A 19,167-nucleotide genomic window follows, 5' to 3' on the forward strand; every position below is an offset into this window, starting at 1 on the left:
GTGGTTCTTTCCAGGCTGAATTCCGCTGTGCGGATGTTTATTTTCGGATACTTTCCGGGTTCCGCCGAAAGCAAGAAAACTCCCCTTAAAATCATATATCCTATATGATCAAAAGGCGTTTCAGCAGAAAAATCCAGGAGACAGGAGCATGTTCGAGGAAGTGGATTTCGCCGGCAAAAAGGTACTCATCACCGCCGGCGCCGATGGGTTGGGCCTGGAAATGGCGCAGGTGTTCCACCGGGCCGGGGCCGCCGTGCTGGTGTGCGACGTCAATCGCGAGCGCCTGGCGGCCTTGCCGGCCGAGTTGCCCGGCGTGCGGGCGGTATACGCGGACGTGTCGGATGAAGACAGCGTGGCTGCGCTGTTCGACGCCGTGCGCCAGCAGTTGGGCGGGCTGGACATCCTGGTCAACAACGCTGGCGTGGCCGGCCCCACCGGTTTCGTCGAGACCCTCTCCAAGACCGATTGGGACCGCACCCTGGCGGTCAACATCACCGGCCAGTTCCTGTGCGCGCGTCAGGCCATCCCGCTGCTCAAGCAGTCGCGCGCCGGCGTCATGATCAACCTGTCGTCGGCCGCCGGCCATCTGGGTTTTGCCGGACGCTCGGTCTACTCGGCCTCCAAATGGGCGGTGATCGGCTTCACCAAGTCGCTGGCGATCGAGCTGGGCGGCCACGGCATCCGCGTCAACGCCATCCTGCCGGGCGCGGTCGAGGGGCCGCGCATCCGCGCCGTGATCGACGCCAAGGCGCAAACGCTGGGCAAGCCGGTCGAGGAAATCGCCGCGCTCTACGAGAACCAGGCGGCGCTGGGGCGCATGGTGACGGCGCGCGACATCGCCAACATGGTGCTGTTCAACGCCAGCGAGGCCGCCCGCAGCGTGACCGGGCAGGCCATCGTGGTGGACGGCTTCACGCAGAAGCTCTATTGATGGCGGCCGATCCGCAGCGGCGCCGCGCCGCCATCATCGGCACCGGCCTGATCGGCCAGGCCTGGGCCATCGTGTTCGCGCGCCAGGGCTGGCAGGTGCGCCTGCATGACGTCAACGGCGCCATGCTGGCCGAGGCTGGTACGCTGATCCGGCGCCAGCTCGACCAACTGCAGGCGCACGGCCTGCTGCGCGACGCGGCGGCCGCCGCCGCCCGCATCGAGGTGGCGGCCAGCCTGCCCGAGGCGCTGGCCGGCGCCCGCTACATCCAGGAGAACTCACCCGAGCGGCGCGACCTCAAGCGCGAGCTGTTCGCGCAGTTGGACGCGGCAGCCGAACCGGACGCGATCATCGGCAGTTCCACGTCCAGCATCCCCGCTAGCGAATTCACCGAAGACCTGCCCGGCCGCCACCGCTGCCTGGTGGCGCATCCGGTCAATCCGCCCTACCTGATCCCGGTGGTGGAGCTGTGCCCGGCGCCCTGGACCAGCGCGGCCGCCATGCAGGCGGCGCGCGACATCATGCTGGACATTGGTCAGAAGCCGGTGACGATGCGGCGCGAGATCGAGGGCTTCATCCTCAACCGCCTGCAGGGCGCGCTGCTGCACGAGGCCTTCCGCCTGGCAGCGGCCGGCATCGCCAGCGCCGAGGATATCGACACCACCGTCAAGGACGGCCTGGGCCTGCGCTGGTCGTTCATGGGACCGTTCGAGACCATCGACCTGAACGCGCCCGGCGGCATCGCCGACTATTGCGCGCGCTACGGCGGGCTGTACCAATCCATCGGCGCCACCCAGCGCGAAGCCGTGCCCTGGGACGGCGCGCGGGTCGAGGCCCTGGCGGCCGAACGGCGCGGCCTGCTGCCGGCCGATGAGCTGACGGCGCGCCGCTATTGGCGCGACGAACAACTGATGCGCCTGATGCGCCACAAGCAACAGCAAGACAACGGAGACGAAAATGGCTAAAGCCAAGCAGAAAGTCGTGATCACCTGCGCCGTGACGGGCGCCATCCACACGCCCAGCATGTCGCCGCACCTGCCGGTGACGGCCGACGAGATCGCCGAGGCCGCCATCGGCGCGGCCCGCGCCGGCGCCGCCGTGCTGCACCTGCACGCGCGCGACCCCGAGACCGGCAAGCCGTCGCAGGACCCGGCGCTGTTCGAGCCGTTCCTCAAGCGCATCAAGGCCGAGACCGACGCCATCATCAACATCACCACCGGCGGCAGTCCGCACATGACGGTGCAGGAGCGCATGCGTCCGGCCACCACCTTCAAGCCGGAACTGGCGTCGCTGAACATGGGTTCGATGAACTTCGGCCTGTTTCCGATGCTGGGCCGCTTCCAGGACTTCAAGCACGAGTGGGAGCGCGAGCACCTGGAGAACAGCCGCTCGCTGATCTTCCGCAACACCTACCAGGACATCGAATCGATCCTGGAGCTGGGCAACGCCAACGGCACCCGCTTCGAGTTCGAGTGCTACGACATCAGCCACCTGTACAACCTGGCGCACTTCGTCGATCGCGGCCTGGTGAAGTCGCCGCCGTTCATCCAGTCGGTGTTCGGCATCCTGGGCGGCATCGGCCCGCATCCGGAAGACCTGATGCACATGAAGCGCACCGCCGATCGCCTGTTCGGCAATGAATACGAATGGTCGATTCTGGGCGCCGGCCGCAACCAGATGCCGCTGGCCACCATCGGCGCGGCGATGGGCTCGAACGTGCGGGTGGGGCTGGAGGATTCGCTGTGGATCGGACCGGGCCAGTTGGCCGAGTCGAATCGCTCGCAGGTCGAGCGCATCCGCACCATACTGGAAGCGCTCAACCTGGAGGTGGCCACGCCGGCCGAGACCCGCGCCAAGCTGGGTTTGAAAGGCGGCGACAACGTGGCGTTCTAGCACGCGCCGGCCGCGCCGGCGCCGCGTGTCGGGGTGACGCCTCGGCGCGGCGCCGGGTTCGCGGGCCATGGCGCCGGGCGGATGGCCCGGCGCGGGTCAGGCGTGGCGGCGCAAAGCGTCGACGAGGGTCTTGATGTCCAGCGGACGATCGAAATTGGCGGCATGGCGCGCGGCCAGCGTCAGTTCGGCGGCCTGCGCCAGTTCGGCCGCGGACGGCGCGGGCGCGCCCAGTGCCGCCAGCGTGGTCGGCAGCCCGACCTGTTCGTACCATTGCGTCAGGGTAGCCAGCATGCCGTCCTGGCGCGCCTCCAGGTCGAGCTGCACCAGCAGGCCGACGGCCACCTGCAGCCCGTGCGGCGCGCTGGCCAGGCCGTTGATCTGCGGCAGGCCGCGTGTCAGGGCGTGGGCGATCGACAGGCCGCCGCTCTCGAAACCCAGGCCGCTCATCAGGATCATGGCTTCCACCGCGCGTTCAAAGGCGGGCGTGGGCTGGCCGCTGCCGGCGGCCGCCAGCGCGTCGGCGCCGTCGGCCAGCAGCGTGCGCAGGCTGCCGTCGGCGATCAGTTGGGCCGTCAGCGGCGGGGCGCCGTCGTACATGTTGCGCCCGCCGTTGCGGGCGCATTGTTCGGCCTCGAATTTCTTGGAGATGGCATCGCCCAGGCCGGCGCGAAAGAACGCGGCGGGCGCGGTGGCGATGACGGCGGTGTCGACCAGCACGATGGTCGGGTTGAACAGCATGTGCTCGACCGCCAGGAGGTTGTGATGGGCGTCGTACAGCACGTAGTTCTTGCTGGTGGGCGCGTCGTTCGAGGCCACCGTGGGCACGGTGACGAGGTGGCAGTGTCCGGCCTTGGCCACCGCCTTGCCGGCGTCCAGCGCCTTGCCGCCGCCCACCGCGATCACCATGTCGATGCCGGCGGCCGCGGCCTGCGCGCGCAGCGCCGCGATCGACGCGGGCGTGATGTCGCCTTCAACCGGCAGGGCCGTCAGCGCCACGCCGTGGGCGCCGCACAATGCTTCGATTCTCGGGCCCAGCACGCCCTGCACGTAACGGTCGATGACCAGGGCGGCGCGGCGGCCGAACAGGGCGGCGTAACCGCCCAGTGCGTCGAGAGCGCCGGCTCCCTGGATGTAGCGGCCGGGAGCACCGAAAATCTTCAGCATCGAATCTTCCTATTTGCGAGGCCCGGGCGGGCGGTAGTCGAGTTCTTTTTCGCGTTCGACCAACCAGTCGATCATGATCTTGCCGCCCCACACCAGGTCGGCCTGGATCGCCTTGGTGGCGGCTTCGGGGTCGCGCGCCTCCAGCGCGGCCAGCACCGCTTCGTGGCGGTGCTCGTCCTGGGAATAGTCGAGCCCGGCGGTCTTGACGTGGAACACCTTGAGGATCGGGCCGGTGATGACCCAGAACGATTCCACGGTGTTGCGCAGGATGGGCTTGTTGCTGGCTTCCAGAATGCCGAAGTGGAACTTGCGGTTCAGGTAGCTGGCGCGCTTGGGGTCGGTCGAGGTGCAGGAGATGAAGTCCTTCTGCAGCGCGATCAGGTTGTCCAGTTGCTTGCGCGTGATGTTCCTGGCGGCCTCGGCCGCGCCCATGCCTTCGAGATGGAAGCGGATCTGCTGGATCTCGCGCAGCTTTTCCGAATTGACGTAGGGCACGTAGACCGCGGTGGCGGCCTGCATTTCCAGGCCCTGTTCGCTGATGAGGCGGAAGATGGCCTCGCGCACGGGCGTGATCGAGACGCCCATTTCCTGGGCCAGCTCGCCAATGATGAGGCGCTCTCCGGGTTCGTACTGCCCGTTGATCAGGGCACTGCGGATCTCGTTGTAGACCTTGACGGAGAGGTTCTCTTTTTTTACCGGTTTCAGGCTGGGCATGACGGTCGAGGCTTGCGGGTTCGATGGAATGGGGGCAAGCCGTGAAACGGCGCCCGGCTGAATTCTATCCCGCCCTGGCCAATTCAAGCGCGATGGGTATATTATATATCATATATTATAATGCGCGGAGGAGACGCCATGCGCCAGGACCGGGGTGACCCCACAGAAGACGAGTTGCGGAGGCTGCGGGAAAAGGCCCGTCATATCCGTTTGGAAACCATCCGGCTGATCGAGATCGCCAAGGTCGGGCACTACAGCTCGGTGTTTTCATGCGCCGAGATCTTTGCCGCGCTGTACTACGACGTGATGCGGCTGCGGCCGGGCGAGCCGGCCTGGCCGGACCGCGACCGCTTCCTGATGGGCAAGGGCCACGCGGCGGTAGGGCTGTTCCCGGTGCTGGCCGACCACGGCTTTATCCCGCATGCGCTGCTGGACGGCTACACCCGCCTGGGCAGTCCGCTGGGCGACCATCCCGACATGACCAAGGTGCCGGGGGTGGATTTCAGTTCCGGCTCCATTGGCCACGCGCTGTCCAACGGCGCCGGCATGGCGCTGGGCGGCCGCATGAGCCAGCGCGACTTCAACGTGTTCGTGATGCTGGGCGACGGCGAGATGCAGGAAGGGCAGGTGTGGGAAGCGGCGCTGTTCGCCGCGCATCACAAACTGTCGCGCCTGGTCGCCATCATCGACCGCAACGGCTACCAGCTCGACGGCAAGGTTGACGACGTGATCGGCGTGGAATCGCTGCGCGACAAGTGGCAGGCCTTCGGTTGGGAGGTGCACGAGGTCGACGGCCACGACCTGGTGGCGCTGACCGCGCTGCTGCGCCGCCTGCGCGCCGACCAGGCGCGCGCGCGGCCCGCCTGCGTCATCGCCAAAACCATCAAGGGCAAGGGCGTTTCCCATATGGAAACCGAACCTGGCTGGCATCTGGGCTACCTGGCGCCGCAGGACGCGCAGGCCGCCATCGACGAAATCATGACCCGCGAGATCTGAATGGCACAGGCACAGACGCTTTCCCCCGATTCCTGGCAGTACCGCGCCCTGAACGCGGTGAACCCCGGGCTGTCGTATCTTTCCGACGCGCTGATCGAGCTGGCGCGGGCCGGGCATCCGGTGGTGGCCGGCTCGGCCGACCTGCAATATTCCAATGGCCTGAACCGCTTCGCCTCGGCCTACCCCGACCGCTACGTACAGTTCGGCATTTCCGAGCAGAACATGGTGTCGGCCGCGGCCGGCCTGGCCACCACCGGCGCGATGCCGTTCGTGGCCACCTTTGCCTCGTTCCTGGGCTTGCTGTGCTGCGAACAGATCCGCATGGACGTGGCCTATACCAAGCTGCCGGTGCGGCTGATCGGCCATCACACCGGCATCAGCCTGGGCTTCTACGGCACGTCGCACCACGCCACCGAAGACATTTCCACCATGCGCGCCATCGCCGGGCTGACCGTGGTGTCGCCGGCCGACGGGCCGCAACTGGCGGCGGCCATCAAGGCCTCGGCGGACTGGCCCGAGCCGATCTACTTCCGCATCGGCCGCGGCCGCGATCCGCAGGTCTATGACGACGGCACGCCGTTCACCTTCGGCCGCGCCATCGTCCATTCTCGCGGCAGCGACCTGAACATCATCGCCTGCGGCATCACGCTGCACGCGGCGCTGGAGGCCGCAGCGCGGCTGCGCGAAGATGGCCTGTCGGTAGGCGTGATCGACATGCCGACCCTCAAGCCGCTGGACCGCGAAGCGGTGCTGGATGCGGCCGGGCAGGCGCGCGCGCTGCTGACGGTGGAGGAACACAATGTCATGGGCGGCCTGGGCTCGGCGGTGGCCGAGGTGCTGGCGGACGCCGGCAGCGGCACGCGCCTGCGGCGCCATGGCATCTACGACGAATACAGCCTGATCGCGCCGCCTACCACGCTGTACGCCCATTACCGGCTCGACGGCGCCGGCATCGAGGCGGTGGCGCGCGAACTGCTGCAGCGATAGGGCATGGCGGCATTGAAAGGCGCCCGGCGCGGCGCCACGACACGGAGACAAGCAATGAAGGAAATCAGCGGCAATACCCGCCTGTTCGGCATCCTGGCCGACCCGATCTATCACGTCAAAACCCCGCAGCGCCTGAACGAGCATTTCGCCCGCATCGGCTTCGATGGGGTTTGCGTGCCGTTCCATGCGCGGCCGGATAACCTGGCCGAGGTGGTGGCCGGGTTGAGCCGGCTGGAGAACCTGGGCGGCCTGATCATCACCATGCCGCACAAGGCGGCGATCCTGGCGCTGGCCGACGACGCCACGCCGGTGGCGCGCAAGATCGGCGCGGCCAATGTGGTGCGGCGCGAGGCCGACGGCCGCCTGGTGGCGCACATGCTGGACGGCGAGGGCTTCGTGCGCGGCCTGCGCACGCACGGCGTGGCGCCCGAGGGCAAGACCGCCTATCTGGCCGGGGCCGGCGGCGCGGCCAATGCCATCGGCTTCGCCCTGGTGCAGGCGGGCGTGTCGCGGCTGACCATCGCCAACCGCACGCCGGCCAAGGCCGAGGACCTGAAGGCGCGCATCCTGTCGCTGCATCCCGGGGCCGACATCACGGTCGGCACGGCCGATCCGGCGGGCCATGACCTGGTGGTCAACGGCACTTCGCTGGGCATGAAGCCGGACGACGCGCTGCCGCTGGACACGGCGCGCCTGACGCCCGACCAATTGGTGTGCGAGGTCATCATGCAGCCGGCCGATACGCCGTTGCTGGTGGCGGCGCGGGCGCGCGGCTGCAAGGTGCACTACGGCGCGCCGATGCTGGCCGGGCAGATCGAGCTGATGGCGGAAATGATGGGCGTGGCGCCGGCCGCGCGGGCATGAGGCGGCGACGGACCAGACGATGGGCGATTACGACTTCATTATCGCGGGCGGCGGCACGGCCGGCTGCATCCTGGCCAACCGCTTGACGGCCGACGGGCGCCACCGGGTGCTGATGCTGGAGGCCGGGCACGAGGCGCGCAGCATGTGGATCTCGATCCCGGCGGGCTTTTCCAAGCTGCTGGTGAACCCCGACTACAACTGGCGCTTTGCCACCGAGCCGGAGGACAACGTCTACGGCCGCGCCATTGCCGTGCCGCGCGGCAAGGGCCTGGGCGGCTCGACGCTTATAAACGGCATGATCTACGTGCGCGGCCGGCCGCAGGACTACGACGGTTGGGAGGCCGCTGGCGCCACCGGCTGGGGCGCGCGCACCGCCGAGCGCGTGTTCCGCAAGATCGAGTGCTATGAGCCGGGCGGCCCGACTCGCGGCAAGTCCGGCCCAATGCACGTGGAGGAAGTGGCCGAGCGCTTTCCGCTGTCCGACGCCTTCCTGCGCGCGGCGCAGGAAGACGGCCTGCCGCTCAATCCCGACTACAACGCCGGCTGCCAGGACGGGGTCGGCTATTACCAGGTGGTGCAGCGCCACGGGCGCCGCTGGAGCGTGGTGGACGGTTACCTGAAACCCGCCGCCGGCCGCAAGAACCTGACGGTGGAATGCGGCGCCCACGTGACGCGGCTTTTGTTCGAGGGCAAGCGTTGCGTCGGCGTGGCGTACCGCAAGAACGGCCAGGAATTCACCGTGCGGGCGCGGCGCGAGACGCTGCTGTGCCTGGGCGCGGTGCAGTCGCCGCAATTGCTGGAGCTGTCGGGCGTGGGCAACCCCGCGCTGCTGCGATCCTTCGGCATCGCGGTGGTGCACGCCCAACCGCAGGTGGGCGAGAACTACATCGACCATTTCGCCACGCGCATGAACTGGCGGGTCAGGAACACCGTGACGCTTAACGAGATGTCGCGCGGCTGGCGTCTGGCGCAGCAGGTGGCGCGCTACTACACCCGCCGCAAGGGCATCCTGACGCTGGGAACGGGGCTGGTGCACGGTTTCGTCAAGAGCGCGCCGGACCTGCCGGCGGCCGACGTGCAGTATTTCTTCGTGCACGCCAGCTACGCCAACGCGGCCGAGCGCATCCTCGATCGCGCGCCGGGTATGACCATCGGCGTGGCGCAACTGCGGCCGGAGTCAGTGGGCTCGATCCACCTGAAGTCGGCCGACCCGCTGGCGGCGCCGTCGATCCGGCCGAACTTCCTGTCGGCGCAGGTCGACCGCGACAGTCTGGTGGGTGGCATGCGGGTGGCGCGGCGCATCGTGCAGCGGCCGGCCCTGCGGCACTATGTGGAAAGCGAGTTGAGCCCGGGGGCGGCGGTGGACAGTGATGACGCGTGGCTGGATTTCGCGCGCCGCAACGGCCAGACCATCTATCACCCGATCGGTACCTGCCGCATGGGCGTGGACGCCGACGCCGTCACCGACCCGCGCCTGCGCGTCAACGGCATCGCCGGCCTGCGGGTGGTGGACGCGTCGGTGATGCCGAGGATGGTGTCCGGCAATACCCAGGCGGCGGTGATGATGGTGGCCGAGCGCGGCGCCGAGATGATCCTGGAGGATGCCGCTGCCGCGTGACCCGGGGACGGCTTGTGACCGCGAGTTCTAAGTTTTTATCAATAAAAACTGATTTTGTATTGAAGTCGGGCCAATCGAAGCAAGAATAAGGAGTGATTGCTATAAATATAAGGGTAAATACTTAAGTCCCGTGTCTTGTGGGAAGGCTGGAATTCTCTTAATTTGTTTTATCAATAAAAAAGAATTTCATGAGACGCGGCGTTCGCGCCGTCCGACCTTCCCACCGACGAGAAGAGACATGACCCTACGTTTGCAAGACAAGCGGGCGCTGGTCACGGCAGCCGGCAACGGCATCGGCCGCGCCAGCGCCCTGGCCATGGCGCGCGAGGGCGCCCAGGTCTGGGCCACCGACATCAACGAGGCCGCGCTCGCCGACTTGGCGAATGAGGCCCGCGAAGCGGGTCTGGACGGGCTTCGCACCCGGGTGCTGAACGTGCGCGACGGCGCGGCCGTGGCGGCCTGCGCCCGCGAGACCGGCGCGGTGGACGTGCTGTTCAATTGCGCCGGCTTCGTCCACGCCGGCACCGTGCTGGACTGCGAGGAAGCCGACTGGGACTTCAGCATGGACCTGAACGTCAAGACCATGTACCGCACCATCCGCGCCTACCTGCCGGCGATGCTGGCGCGCGGCGGCTCGATCATCAACATGGCCTCGGCCGCCTCCAGCGTGAAGGGCGTGCCCAACCGCTTCGTCTATGGCGCCTCCAAGGCCGCCGTGATCGGCCTGACCAAGGCGGTGGCGGCCGACTTCGTGACGCGCGGCATCCGCTGCAACGCCATCTGCCCCGGCACCGTCGAATCGCCTTCGCTGCGCGAGCGCATTGCCGCCCAGGCGCGCCAGCAGGGCAGCGACGAGGCGGCCGTACGCGCCGCCTTCGTGGCGCGCCAGCCGATCGGCCGGGTCGGCCGGGTCGAAGAAGTCGCGGCGCTGGTGGTCTATCTGGCCAGCGACGAATCCGCCTTCACCACCGGCACTACCCACGTCATCGACGGCGGCTGGTCCAACTGACCCGCTCGCGCGCGCTTTTTTCTTTCAAGGACTCTGCATGAAACTCGTACGCTACGGCCAACCCGGCCAGGAAAAACCCGGCCTCATCGACGCCCAGGGCGCGCTGCGCGACCTGTCGGGCGCGGTGGCCGACATCGATAGCGCCGCCATCGCCCCGGCCGCCTTGGCCAGGCTGGCGAAACTCGACCCGGCCAGCCTGCCGCGCGTGGATGGCGCGGTGCGCTACGGCTGCCCCGTCAGCGGGGTCGGCAAGATCGTCTGCGTCGGCCTGAACTACGCCGACCACGCCGCCGAATCGGGCCTGCCGGTGCCGGCCGAGCCGGTGCTGTTCCTCAAGCCCAGCTCGTCGCTCAGCGGCCCCAACGATCCGGTGATCATCCCGCGCGGCTCGGTCAAGACCGACTGGGAAGTGGAGCTGGGCGTGGTCATCGGCAAGCAGGCGTCGTACGTGGAGGAAAGCGAGGCCATGGACTACGTGGCCGGCTACACCGTGGTCAACGATGTGTCCGAGCGCGAATACCAGATCGAGCGCGGCGGCCAGTGGGACAAGGGCAAGGGCTGCGACACCTTCGCGCCGGTCGGCCCGTGGCTGGTGACGCGAGACGAGATCGCCGATCCCCAGGACCTGGACATGTGGCTGGAGGTAAACGGCCACCGGTTCCAGAACGGCAGCACGCGCACCATGGTGTTCGGGGTCAAGACGCTGGTCAGCTACATCAGCCGCTTCATGTCGCTGATGCCGGGCGACATCATCAGCACCGGCACGCCGCCGGGAGTGGGCCTGGGCCAGAAGCCGCCGGTGTACCTGAAGGCGGGCGACGAGATGCGCCTGGGTATCGCCGGGCTGGGCGAACAGCGCCAGGCCCTGCGGGCCTGGCGCCGGGCCGAATAGAATCGGGCTTCAACCCCACGCCGACGCCATGACCGCTTCCAAGATTTCCGCCGCCGATTCCATGCCGACCGAGGCCGACGTCCCGGACGCGCCGGGCGCGCAGCGCTATGCCGCGCCCGCCCTGGAAAAGGGGCTGGACATCCTGGAGGCGCTGGCCGCCAGCCCGGCCGGCTACACGCTGGCCGAGCTGGCGCAGCAGATCGGCCGCAGCGTCAGCGAGATCTTCCGCATGGCGGTGACGCTGCAGCGGCGCGGCTACGTGCAGGTCGACGACAACGACCGCTACACGCTGACGCTGAAGATGTTCGAACTGGCGCACCGCCAGCAGCCGCTCAAATCGCTGGTGAGCGTGGCGCTGCCGCTGCTGCGCGAACTGGCCAACCGTTCGCGCCAGTCATGCCACCTGGCGGTCTACCAGGCGGGCCGGGTGGTGGTGATCGCGCAGGTCGACAGCCCCGAGCGCTGGTCGTTCGGCCTGAAGGTGGGCGTGATGATGGGCCTGACCGACACCTCCTCGGGCCACGTGCTGCTGGCCTTCCGCGACGAGGTCGAGCGCACCCGCATGCTGGCCGCCCATATCAAGGTGGAAGGCGAGCTGGAATCGGACCCGGGCGAGTTGTTTCCGCTCCTGGCCGACGTGCGCAGGAACGGCTGCGCCTGCATGCCGAGCCGCCAGATCCGCGGCATCACCAATGTCGCCTTCCCGGTGATGGGCGTGGGCGACCAGGCCATCGCCGCCATCAATGTGCCGCACATCGAGCGCATCGACCGCAAGGAATCACCCAGCATCGCGCAGGTGCAGGAGATCGTCGGCAATATCGCGCAGCGGCTGTCGACCCTGATGGGGTACAGCGGCTACCTGCCCGAGCAGGCGTAGTTCAGCGGCCGGCCGATGCCGGCGCCGCGCCGCCGGCCGCGAGCTGTTCGAGCGGAGCGAGGCACAGCACGTAGAGTTTGCCCTGGCGGTTGGCGACGATGCCTTCGCGCCGCCACCTGGCGAAGATGCGGCTCAGGGTCTCGGCGCGCATGCCGAGCTTGACCGCGATCTGCGAATGGCTCAAGGGCAGGACGAGCGGCTGCCCAGCCCGCGGCTTGCCGGCGCGCAGCACGTATTCGGCCAGCCGCTGCTGCGCCGAACTGGACGTCAGCCAGTCGATGCGGTCGGTGTGGTGCCGCACCAGCCAGGCGCCATGCGAGGCCACGCGGCAGGCCAGGCGGCCATCGTCGCGGCACAGTTGCAGGAAGGCGCCGTGCGGCACCAGGCAACCGCTGCCGTCGCGGTGCGCGCGGATGTGATGAAGATGGCGCGGGGCGGATTCGAACAGGGTCAGCACCGACAGCCAGCCGCCCGGGCCGACTTCGCCGAATACCTTTTCGCCGCCGTCGGCGGTATAGCGCAGGCCTTGCACCCACCCCTCGCACACCAGCAGGCATGAAGTCGCCGACTGGCCCTCGGAGAACAGGGTGTCGCCCGCCGCGAACCGCAGCCAGCGGCCGTGCGCGGCCAGCGCCCCAAGCGCCGCCTCGGGGATGCCTTCGAACCAGGGATGGCGCCGCAACGCGGCGAGCACAAGCGACCGGGACGAATTGACAATAGTCATTTGAATGGCAGGGGGGGATACCTAGAATTTGAATCGAAAATGATTCTTGTTCAGATGCTATCACCGTGAAAAAATGCGAGGCCAGGACGCCGCCGAAATCGCGCCGCCTTATAAATCTCCCTATGGTTCCGGCGGCCTTGCTGGCGCTGGCAGCTGCGTCCGGCGCGCTGGCGGCGCCGCTGTCCTTCAACGACATGCTCGGCAATCCGGTCACGCAGGCCGCGCCCTCGACGCGCGCGGTCTCGCTGCCGATGCCGGGCGGCACGCTGCTGATGTCGCTGGACGGCGGTTCGTCGCGGCACCTGGCCGGCATGCATCCCGATTCCTATGCACGCATGGCGGATCCGCTGCCGTCGCGCCTGTTTCCCCACATGGAAAGCGTGCGCTCGGACATCACCCGCTCGGGCTTCGTGCCGAACGTGGAAACCCTGCTGCAGATCCAGCCCGACATGGTGTGGCAGTGGGGCCACATGGGCGACGATCTGCTCGCGCCGTTGCGCAATGCCGGCCTGCCGGTGGCCGCGTTGCTGTACGGCACCGATGTGCGCACCCGCGAGTGGATCCGGTTGATGGGGCATTCGCTCGGGCAGGACGCGCACGCCGCCCGGCAACTGGCGTGGCGCGATGAGGTGCGCGCGCGGATTCTCGATGTCACTGCCGGCCTGCGCGCCGACGAACGCCCCGGCGTGCTGTATCTGTCGCGATACCGGCCGCAGTTGCGCACCTCGGGCGCGGGCAGCAGTTTCGATGACGACATCCAATTGACCGGCGGGCGCAACGTGGCGGCCGCGGTGGTCGGCACCGGCCAGTCGGTCGGCATCGAGCAGATCATGGCCTGGGCGCCGGACGTGATCCTGCTGAACAATTTCGAGTCGGGCCTGACGCCGGCCATGATCTACGCCGATCCGCTGTTCGCGGACATCCCGGCCGTGCGCAGCCACCGCGTCTACCTGATTCCGGCGGGAGGCTACATCTGGGATCCCCCCAGCCAGGAATCGCCGTTGTACTGGCAGTGGCTGAGCCAGTTGCTGCATCCGGAGCGGTTCGATTGGCCGCTGCGCGAGCACATCACGCAGGCCTACGCCTGGTTGTACGGCTATGACATCGGCGCCGCCGATATCGACAGGGTGCTGCGCATGCGATTGAACCAAGGGGCCGCCGGCTATGACCGCCTGCATTGAACGGGCCCCCGGGCGCGGCGAAGGCCGGCGGTCCGCGTGGCCCTGGTGGTTGATGATCGCCGCGGTGCCGCTGTCGGCATTGGCCGCGTTGTGCGTGGGACGCTATGCCTTGCCGGTGTCGCACGTGGCCGCCGTGCTGGGAAAGGCGCTGTTGCCCGATGGCCTGGCCGCGTGGCTGCCGTCCATTGCCGATGCCGAGCGCCGCGTAGTGCTGCTGGTGCGCCTGCCGCGGGTGCTGCTGGCGCTGCTGGCCGGCTCCAGCTTGGCGCTGTGCGGCGCGGCCTTGCAGGGCGCTTTCCGCAATCCCCTGGTCGGGCCGCAGATACTCGGCATCTCCTCCGGCGCGGCATTCGGCGGCTGCGCCGCGATCCTGCTGTTCTCGTCGTTGTGGGCCACCCTGGGGCTGGCTTTCGCCGGCGGGTTGCTGGCGGTGGCTATCGTCTACCTGCTGGGCCGTTCGCAGGGCCGCACCACCATCCTGATGCTGGTGCTGGCGGGCGTGGTCACCAGCGCCTTCTTTTCCGCGCTGATCTCGCTGGCCACCTACTTCGCCGATCCCTACGACAGCCTGCCGGCGATCGTGTTCTGGCTGATGGGCAGTTTCGCCACGGCGTCGTATGTCAAGCTGGCGGCGGCGCTGGCGCCGATCATGGCCGGCATGGGCCTGTTGTTCGCGCTGCGGTTCCGCATCAACGTGCTGTCGCTGGGTGACGAGCAGGCCAGCGCTATGGGGCTGGCGGTCGAACCGCTGCGCTGGATGCTGCTGGGTTGCGCCACGCTGGTGGTGTCCGCCAGCGTGGCGGTATCGGGCACGGTGGGGTGGGTCGGACTGGTAGTGCCGCACATCGCGCGCATGCTGGTCGGCCCCGACCACCGCGTGCTGCTGCCCGCCAGCGCCTTGCTTGGCGGCACCTACATGGTGTGGGTCGATACCGTGGCCCGCAGCGCCACCAGCGCCGAGATTCCGCTGGGGGTGATCACCGCGTTGATCGGCGCGCCCTTGTTCGCATGGCTGCTGCGCCGCACGCAAGGCCGGGAGGCGGGCCATGCTTGAACTGGATCGCCTTGCCGTGCAGGCCGGCGGCCGCCTGCTGCTGTCGGACCTGTCGCTGCGCGTGCCGGCGGGCGGCGTTCTGGCTGTGCTGGGGCCGAATGGCCGGGGCAAGACCACCTTGCTCAAGACGCTGCTGGGCTTGCAGCCGCCGGCCGCCGGCACGGTTTCCCTGAACGGCCATGCCGCCTACGTGCCGCAGCGCACCGATTCGCTGTTCGCCTATGACGTGCTGGCCATGGTGACCATGGGCCGCGTGCGCCACCTGCGCTGGTGGGCCTCGCCGGGCCCGCGCGACCGCGAAATCGCCCGCGAATGCCTGCGCGCCGTGCGGCTGGAGCATCTGGCGGGGCGGCCGTTCCATGCGCTCAGCGGTGGCGAACAGCAACTGGCCTGCATCGCGCGGGCCATGGCCAGCGCCAGCCCCATCATCGTGCTGGACGAGCCCAGCGCGGCGCTGGACCTGCGCAACCAGGACGTGATCCTGTCGTTGCTGCGGCGGCTGGCGGGCGAGGGCATGGCGGTGGTGTTCTCCACCCATCAGCCGCAGCATGCCCAGCACATCGCCGACCAGACCCTGCTGATGCATCCCGACGCCTGCGAGGCCGGCCCCACTGGCCAGATGTGCACCGACGAGCGCCTGACCCGCCTTTACGGCCTGCCGCTACGGGTGACCGCCATCGCCGCCGACGGCCGCGAGGTGCCGGGCGTGATTCCGCTTTTCCATTGAACGCGATGAACACGATCGTCTATCTGAACCACTGGACCGGCAGCGGTCCGGCCGCGCTGACCGGCGGCGAGGCGCCGCCGGCCATTGCCGAACCGCTGTACGCCCTGCATCGCCTGGAACTGGCGACGGTGCGCGCTTTGCTGGTGCCGGCCAATACCGACCAGCGCTACCTGCTGTCTCAGCAGGCCCGGCTCGAGGCCTGGCTGCTGGCCGGCGGCACCATGGTGTTCAACGGCCATGTGGCTTACCCCTTCCTGCGCTGGCTGGCGCCGTTCGTGCCCGGTCCGGCGCGCGGCATCGACGGCCTGCGGCTGCACCGTGCCGATGCCCACCCGGTGTTCGAGGGCGTCGATCCGGAACACCTGACCTTCCGCCGCGGCGTGGCCGGCTTCTATGCGCGCGGAGGCAACCCGCCGCCGGCCGGCGCAAGGGTGCTGCACACGCTGGGGCCGGACGCGGTGCCGGTGGATTGGGTGCTGGCGCTGCCCGGGGGCGGCCGCCTGCTGACGCATTCCGGCAACGATATGTGGATGTATGCCGGCAGCGCCGACAGCACCTGCCGCATCGTGCCGCAGCTGTTCGATTGGCTGCACGGGGAGGCGGCATGACCGGCGCCCGTCACCCCGACCCGGCCCGGCGCGAGCCGGTGATTGCCGCGCTGGACGCCGGCACTTACTACCACCACCGCACCTTTCGCACGCCCGAACTGGCGCCGTACATCGACCGGGTGATCTACCTGCCGGAGCTGGATGACGCCGTCCTGGACGGCTGCGACGCCCTGATCGTGTCGTGCCGCATCAACCCGGAGCTGCTGGTGGCGCAGCGCGACCGCTTCGCCCGCTTCCTGGCCGCCGGCAAGACGCTGGTGGCGATGGGCGAAACCGGTTCGCACCGCTGGCTGGACGGGGTGCGCTGGACCGACTGCGAAGTGAACTTCTGGTGGTGGAAGACCCCCGGCGCCGATCCCGGCCTGCGGCTGGCGGCGCCCGGCCATTCGTTGTTCCGCTATCTGACGCTGGCCGATGTCACCTGGCATCAGCACGGCACCTACGCGCCGCCGCCGGGCGCGGTATCGCTGGTCGACAAGGTCGGCGCCGGTTCGGTGCTGTACGAGGACTGCCGCAGCACGGCGGGCCGGCTGATCGTGACCTCGCTGGATCCGATGTATCACCACGGCAGCTATTTCATGCCGGCCACCAGCCGTTTCCTGCGCGGCTTTCTGCCGTGGCTGAAAGATTCCACCCCCGCCGCCTGAGGCGGCGTCCCTTCGGCCTCCGGGCTTTGCCATTGCATTCTCGTATGACTCATTCCTTCCCGCTATCGCCTTTCGCCCACGCCATCCTGCTGGCCGCCGCCAGTCTCGGCGCGCCCGCCATGGCCGCCGACTCCGCCGCGCAACTGCCCGCCATCCGGGTCACGGCCGATGATGCCGCCGCCGACGACGGCCGCCTGCATGCCAGCGGCGCCGTGCCGCCGGCGGCGACGCTCGACCATACGGTCACGCAATCGGTGTCGGTGGTCGACCGCCAGGATCTCGACCGGCTCAGCGCCATCAGCACGCTGGAGCTGCTGGGCCGGATTCCCAACGCCACCATCAATCTGGGCGGCGGCATTGGCGGCACGTTGTTCCTGCGCGGCATGGACACGCTCGATATGCGGGTGCCCGTGTTCATCGACGGCAATCGCTTCCGTGGCCGCAACAAGCTGCAGTTCATGCTCATCAGTCCGACCGAACTGGAGGCCGTCGAAGTGGTGCGCGGGCCGGATTCGGCGCGCTTCGGCAGCGATGGGCTGGGCGGCCTGATCAACTTCGTCACCAAGCGCGCCCACGGCAACCTGGCGCATGGCTTCGCGCTCGATGGCGGTGAGCTGTCGGCCACCTGGAACAGCAATGGCAACGGGATGCAGGCCAGCGCGGCGCTGGAGGCGGCCGGCGACGGCCTGGACCTGCGTGTCTATGCCACCGGGCGGCGCGCCGGAAACTTCCGCAGCGCCAGCGATGAAGTGCCCAATAGTGATTTTCGCAGCGCGGGCGGCGGCATCGTGCTGGGCTACATGCCGGACGCGCGCCAGCGCGTCGAGATCAGCGGCCGCATGGCACACGTGAACGAAGGGTGGGCCGGCACCGTGCCGCCGTATCCGCTGGCCACCACCCGCAGCGATCCCTTGAACGTCAAGCAGGGAAAGTTGGCCTATCAGGGAGCGTTCGACGGCGTGCTCAGCGAGTTGCGCGCCAGCCTCTACGTCAACGAGTTCGACACCACGCTGGTGGTGCACAACCAGGCCAACCCAAACCGGGTGCTGGATGTGCAGCGCCACGTGCCGGGGCCGCTGGCTTATGGCGGCAATCTGGCGGCGACTATTCCGTGGGCCAGCGTCGCCACCACGGTCGGCATGGATTTCATGCACGAGAACTGGCCTGGCCAGGCGCGGCGCACGCAGGTGACGCTGCGCCAACCGGATGGCGGCACGACGGTCAATCGCGGCGATTGGGTTCCCAGCGGCCCGTCCCGCTACCAGACCAATATCGGGGTCTTCCTGAGCAACGAGTGGACGCCGTCCCCGAAATGGACCTTGACCGCCGGCGGCCGTGTGGATTGGTACCGGTCCGACGTCGATCTTTCGCCTTTGCCATCGCCCGATCTGTTGCCGGCCTTCCGCGCGGCGCAGAACAACCAGCAGACCGCCACCACCGGCAGCCTGGGGCTGTCGTACCGCGCCACCAAGGTGGTCGAACTGTTGGGCAGCGTCGGCAACTCGTTCCGCATGCCGTGGATCTTCGACATGTTCGACGCCGGCTTTACCGGCGCCAGCTATGCCTTCCCCAATCCCGAACTCAAGCCCGAGCGTGGTGTCAACGTCGATGTGGGCACCCGGCTGCATTTCGATGATGCCACCGTCGGCCTGACGGCGTTCCGCAGCGACTTCCGCGATTTCATCGAGAACGTCAACACCCTGTACAACGGCCTGCCCGCGACGCAGAAAAGCAATGTCGGCAAGGTGCGCGTACAGGGGGTCGAAAGTGACTGGCGCTGGCAGGTGACGCGCGCGTTCAACCTGTATGGCAGCGCCGGCTACCTGCATGCCACCAACCGGATCACGAACCGGCCGTTGCCGTCGATCGCCACGCTCAGCGGCCTGATGGGATTGCAGTACGTCGGCCCGAACGAGGCCTACGCCTTGAGCGGCGAGTTGCAGTGGGCCAAGGGGCAGGGCCGCTACGACGACCACAGGGAGTATCCGGCGGCCGGCTTTGGCGTGGTCAACCTGTTCGCGCAACTGCAATTGGACAAGCTGGGCCTGCCGCGGGTGGGTAACACCCAGGCGGTGTTCAGCATCAACAACCTGTTCGACCGCGCCTATCGCACCGCCGCCACGGCGTCGAATGTGAACTACCCGATGACGAACCTGAATCCGTTGCTGCAGCCCGGACGCAGTTTCAGCGTGACGCTGCGCACGCGCTTCTGAGCCTGCCGCGCGGGGCGATGTCGTCCCGGCTGCAAGATCCCATCGCCGCCGCCCGAGGCGGCGCGCCTCCC

At 68.3% G+C, this 19,167-nt stretch carries 19 protein-coding genes; 16 read left to right on the top strand and 3 right to left on the bottom strand.

Features of this window, described 5'->3' with window-relative positions; all coding sequences use genetic code 11:
• The first annotated feature begins 148 nt into the window (after positions 1-148).
• From K2W61_RS17295 to kce, 3 genes are read left to right on the top strand one after another with little or no spacing between them, the layout of a single operon-like run.
• Complete coding sequence (locus K2W61_RS17295; protein WP_175132696.1) at positions 149-931, top strand: SDR family oxidoreductase; 783 nt, start codon at positions 149-151, stop codon at positions 929-931.
• Complete coding sequence (locus K2W61_RS17300) at positions 931-1,893, top strand: 3-hydroxyacyl-CoA dehydrogenase (protein WP_175141503.1); 963 nt, start codon at positions 931-933, stop codon at positions 1,891-1,893. Before K2W61_RS17295 ends, K2W61_RS17300 begins: the two co-directional genes overlap by 1 nt.
• The gene (kce, locus tag K2W61_RS17305; RefSeq protein WP_175132694.1) at positions 1,886-2,821 is read left to right on the top strand and encodes a 3,5-dioxohexanoate:acetyl-CoA acetone transferase; all 936 of its coding nucleotides are present in this window, start codon (positions 1,886-1,888) and stop codon (positions 2,819-2,821) included. The genes K2W61_RS17300 and kce overlap by 8 nt, the downstream gene beginning before the upstream one ends.
• Positions 2,822-2,917: 96 nt before the next feature.
• Here the strand turns inward: kce and K2W61_RS17310 are convergent, their stop codons facing one another.
• Entirely contained in the window at positions 2,918-3,985 is a 1,068-nt protein-coding gene (locus K2W61_RS17310) for an iron-containing alcohol dehydrogenase (protein WP_236756144.1), read from the bottom strand.
• A 9-nt stretch (positions 3,986-3,994) separates the two neighbouring features.
• Positions 3,995-4,699, bottom strand: a complete 705-nt coding sequence (locus K2W61_RS17315) for a GntR family transcriptional regulator (RefSeq protein ID WP_175132692.1) — start codon at positions 4,697-4,699, stop codon at positions 3,995-3,997.
• A 138-nt stretch (positions 4,700-4,837) separates the two neighbouring features.
• On the opposite strand from K2W61_RS17315, the gene K2W61_RS17320 reads away from it, so the two are divergent.
• The 7 genes from K2W61_RS17320 (at position 4,838) to K2W61_RS17350 (ending at position 11,942) form a co-directional block, all read left to right on the top strand.
• Positions 4,838-5,695, top strand: a complete 858-nt coding sequence (locus tag K2W61_RS17320) for a transketolase (protein WP_175132691.1) — start codon at positions 4,838-4,840, stop codon at positions 5,693-5,695.
• Positions 5,696-6,682, top strand: coding sequence for a transketolase family protein (locus tag K2W61_RS17325; RefSeq protein WP_175141501.1), 987 nt, complete (start codon positions 5,696-5,698; stop codon positions 6,680-6,682).
• 54 nt (positions 6,683-6,736) lie between these two features.
• Positions 6,737-7,546, top strand: a complete 810-nt coding sequence (locus tag K2W61_RS17330) for a shikimate dehydrogenase family protein (protein WP_236756145.1) — start codon at positions 6,737-6,739, stop codon at positions 7,544-7,546.
• Between the two features lie 19 nt (positions 7,547-7,565).
• The gene (locus K2W61_RS17335; RefSeq protein ID WP_236756146.1) at positions 7,566-9,164 is read left to right on the top strand and encodes a GMC family oxidoreductase; all 1,599 of its coding nucleotides are present in this window, start codon (positions 7,566-7,568) and stop codon (positions 9,162-9,164) included.
• 238 nt (positions 9,165-9,402) lie between these two features.
• Positions 9,403-10,173 carry an SDR family oxidoreductase gene (locus K2W61_RS17340; protein WP_175132687.1) on the top strand — a complete coding sequence of 257 codons (771 nt, stop codon included), beginning with the start codon at positions 9,403-9,405 and terminating at the stop codon, positions 10,171-10,173.
• A 37-nt stretch (positions 10,174-10,210) separates the two neighbouring features.
• Positions 10,211-11,065: a fumarylacetoacetate hydrolase family protein gene (locus K2W61_RS17345; RefSeq protein WP_175132686.1), complete on the top strand. Its 855-nt coding sequence runs from the start codon at positions 10,211-10,213 to the stop codon at positions 11,063-11,065.
• 28 nt (positions 11,066-11,093) lie between these two features.
• On the top strand, positions 11,094-11,942 hold the full coding sequence (locus K2W61_RS17350) for an IclR family transcriptional regulator (protein ID WP_175141498.1): 849 nt from the start codon (positions 11,094-11,096) through the stop codon (positions 11,940-11,942).
• A 1-nt stretch (position 11,943) separates the two neighbouring features.
• On the opposite strand, the gene K2W61_RS17355 is transcribed toward K2W61_RS17350, so the two are convergent.
• Entirely contained in the window at positions 11,944-12,666 is a 723-nt protein-coding gene (locus tag K2W61_RS17355) for a Crp/Fnr family transcriptional regulator (RefSeq protein WP_175132684.1), read from the bottom strand.
• A 122-nt stretch (positions 12,667-12,788) separates the two neighbouring features.
• Here K2W61_RS17355 and K2W61_RS17360 point away from each other — a divergent pair, with 122 nt between their 5' ends.
• From K2W61_RS17360 to K2W61_RS17385, 6 genes are read left to right on the top strand one after another with little or no spacing between them, the layout of a single operon-like run.
• Complete coding sequence (locus K2W61_RS17360) at positions 12,789-13,847, top strand: ABC transporter substrate-binding protein (protein WP_236756147.1); 1,059 nt, start codon at positions 12,789-12,791, stop codon at positions 13,845-13,847.
• The gene (locus tag K2W61_RS17365) at positions 13,831-14,901 is read left to right on the top strand and encodes a FecCD family ABC transporter permease (protein WP_236756148.1); all 1,071 of its coding nucleotides are present in this window, start codon (positions 13,831-13,833) and stop codon (positions 14,899-14,901) included. Before K2W61_RS17360 ends, K2W61_RS17365 begins: the two co-directional genes overlap by 17 nt.
• On the top strand, positions 14,894-15,628 hold the full coding sequence (locus tag K2W61_RS17370; RefSeq protein ID WP_175132683.1) for an ABC transporter ATP-binding protein: 735 nt from the start codon (positions 14,894-14,896) through the stop codon (positions 15,626-15,628). The genes K2W61_RS17365 and K2W61_RS17370 overlap by 8 nt, the downstream gene beginning before the upstream one ends.
• Positions 15,629-15,633: 5 nt before the next feature.
• Complete coding sequence (locus tag K2W61_RS17375; protein WP_175132682.1) at positions 15,634-16,236, top strand: hypothetical protein; 603 nt, start codon at positions 15,634-15,636, stop codon at positions 16,234-16,236.
• The gene (locus K2W61_RS17380) at positions 16,233-16,883 is read left to right on the top strand and encodes a hypothetical protein (RefSeq protein WP_236756150.1); all 651 of its coding nucleotides are present in this window, start codon (positions 16,233-16,235) and stop codon (positions 16,881-16,883) included. Before K2W61_RS17375 ends, K2W61_RS17380 begins: the two co-directional genes overlap by 4 nt.
• Before the next feature lie 44 nt (positions 16,884-16,927).
• Positions 16,928-19,096, top strand: a complete 2,169-nt coding sequence (locus tag K2W61_RS17385) for a TonB-dependent receptor (protein WP_236756152.1) — start codon at positions 16,928-16,930, stop codon at positions 19,094-19,096.
• The last annotated feature ends 71 nt before the right edge of the window (positions 19,097-19,167 follow it).

Origin of the sequence: Achromobacter pulmonis, from assembly GCF_021733725.1 — a bacterium.
GTDB classification, from domain to species: domain Bacteria; phylum Pseudomonadota; class Gammaproteobacteria; order Burkholderiales; family Burkholderiaceae_B; genus Achromobacter; species Achromobacter pulmonis.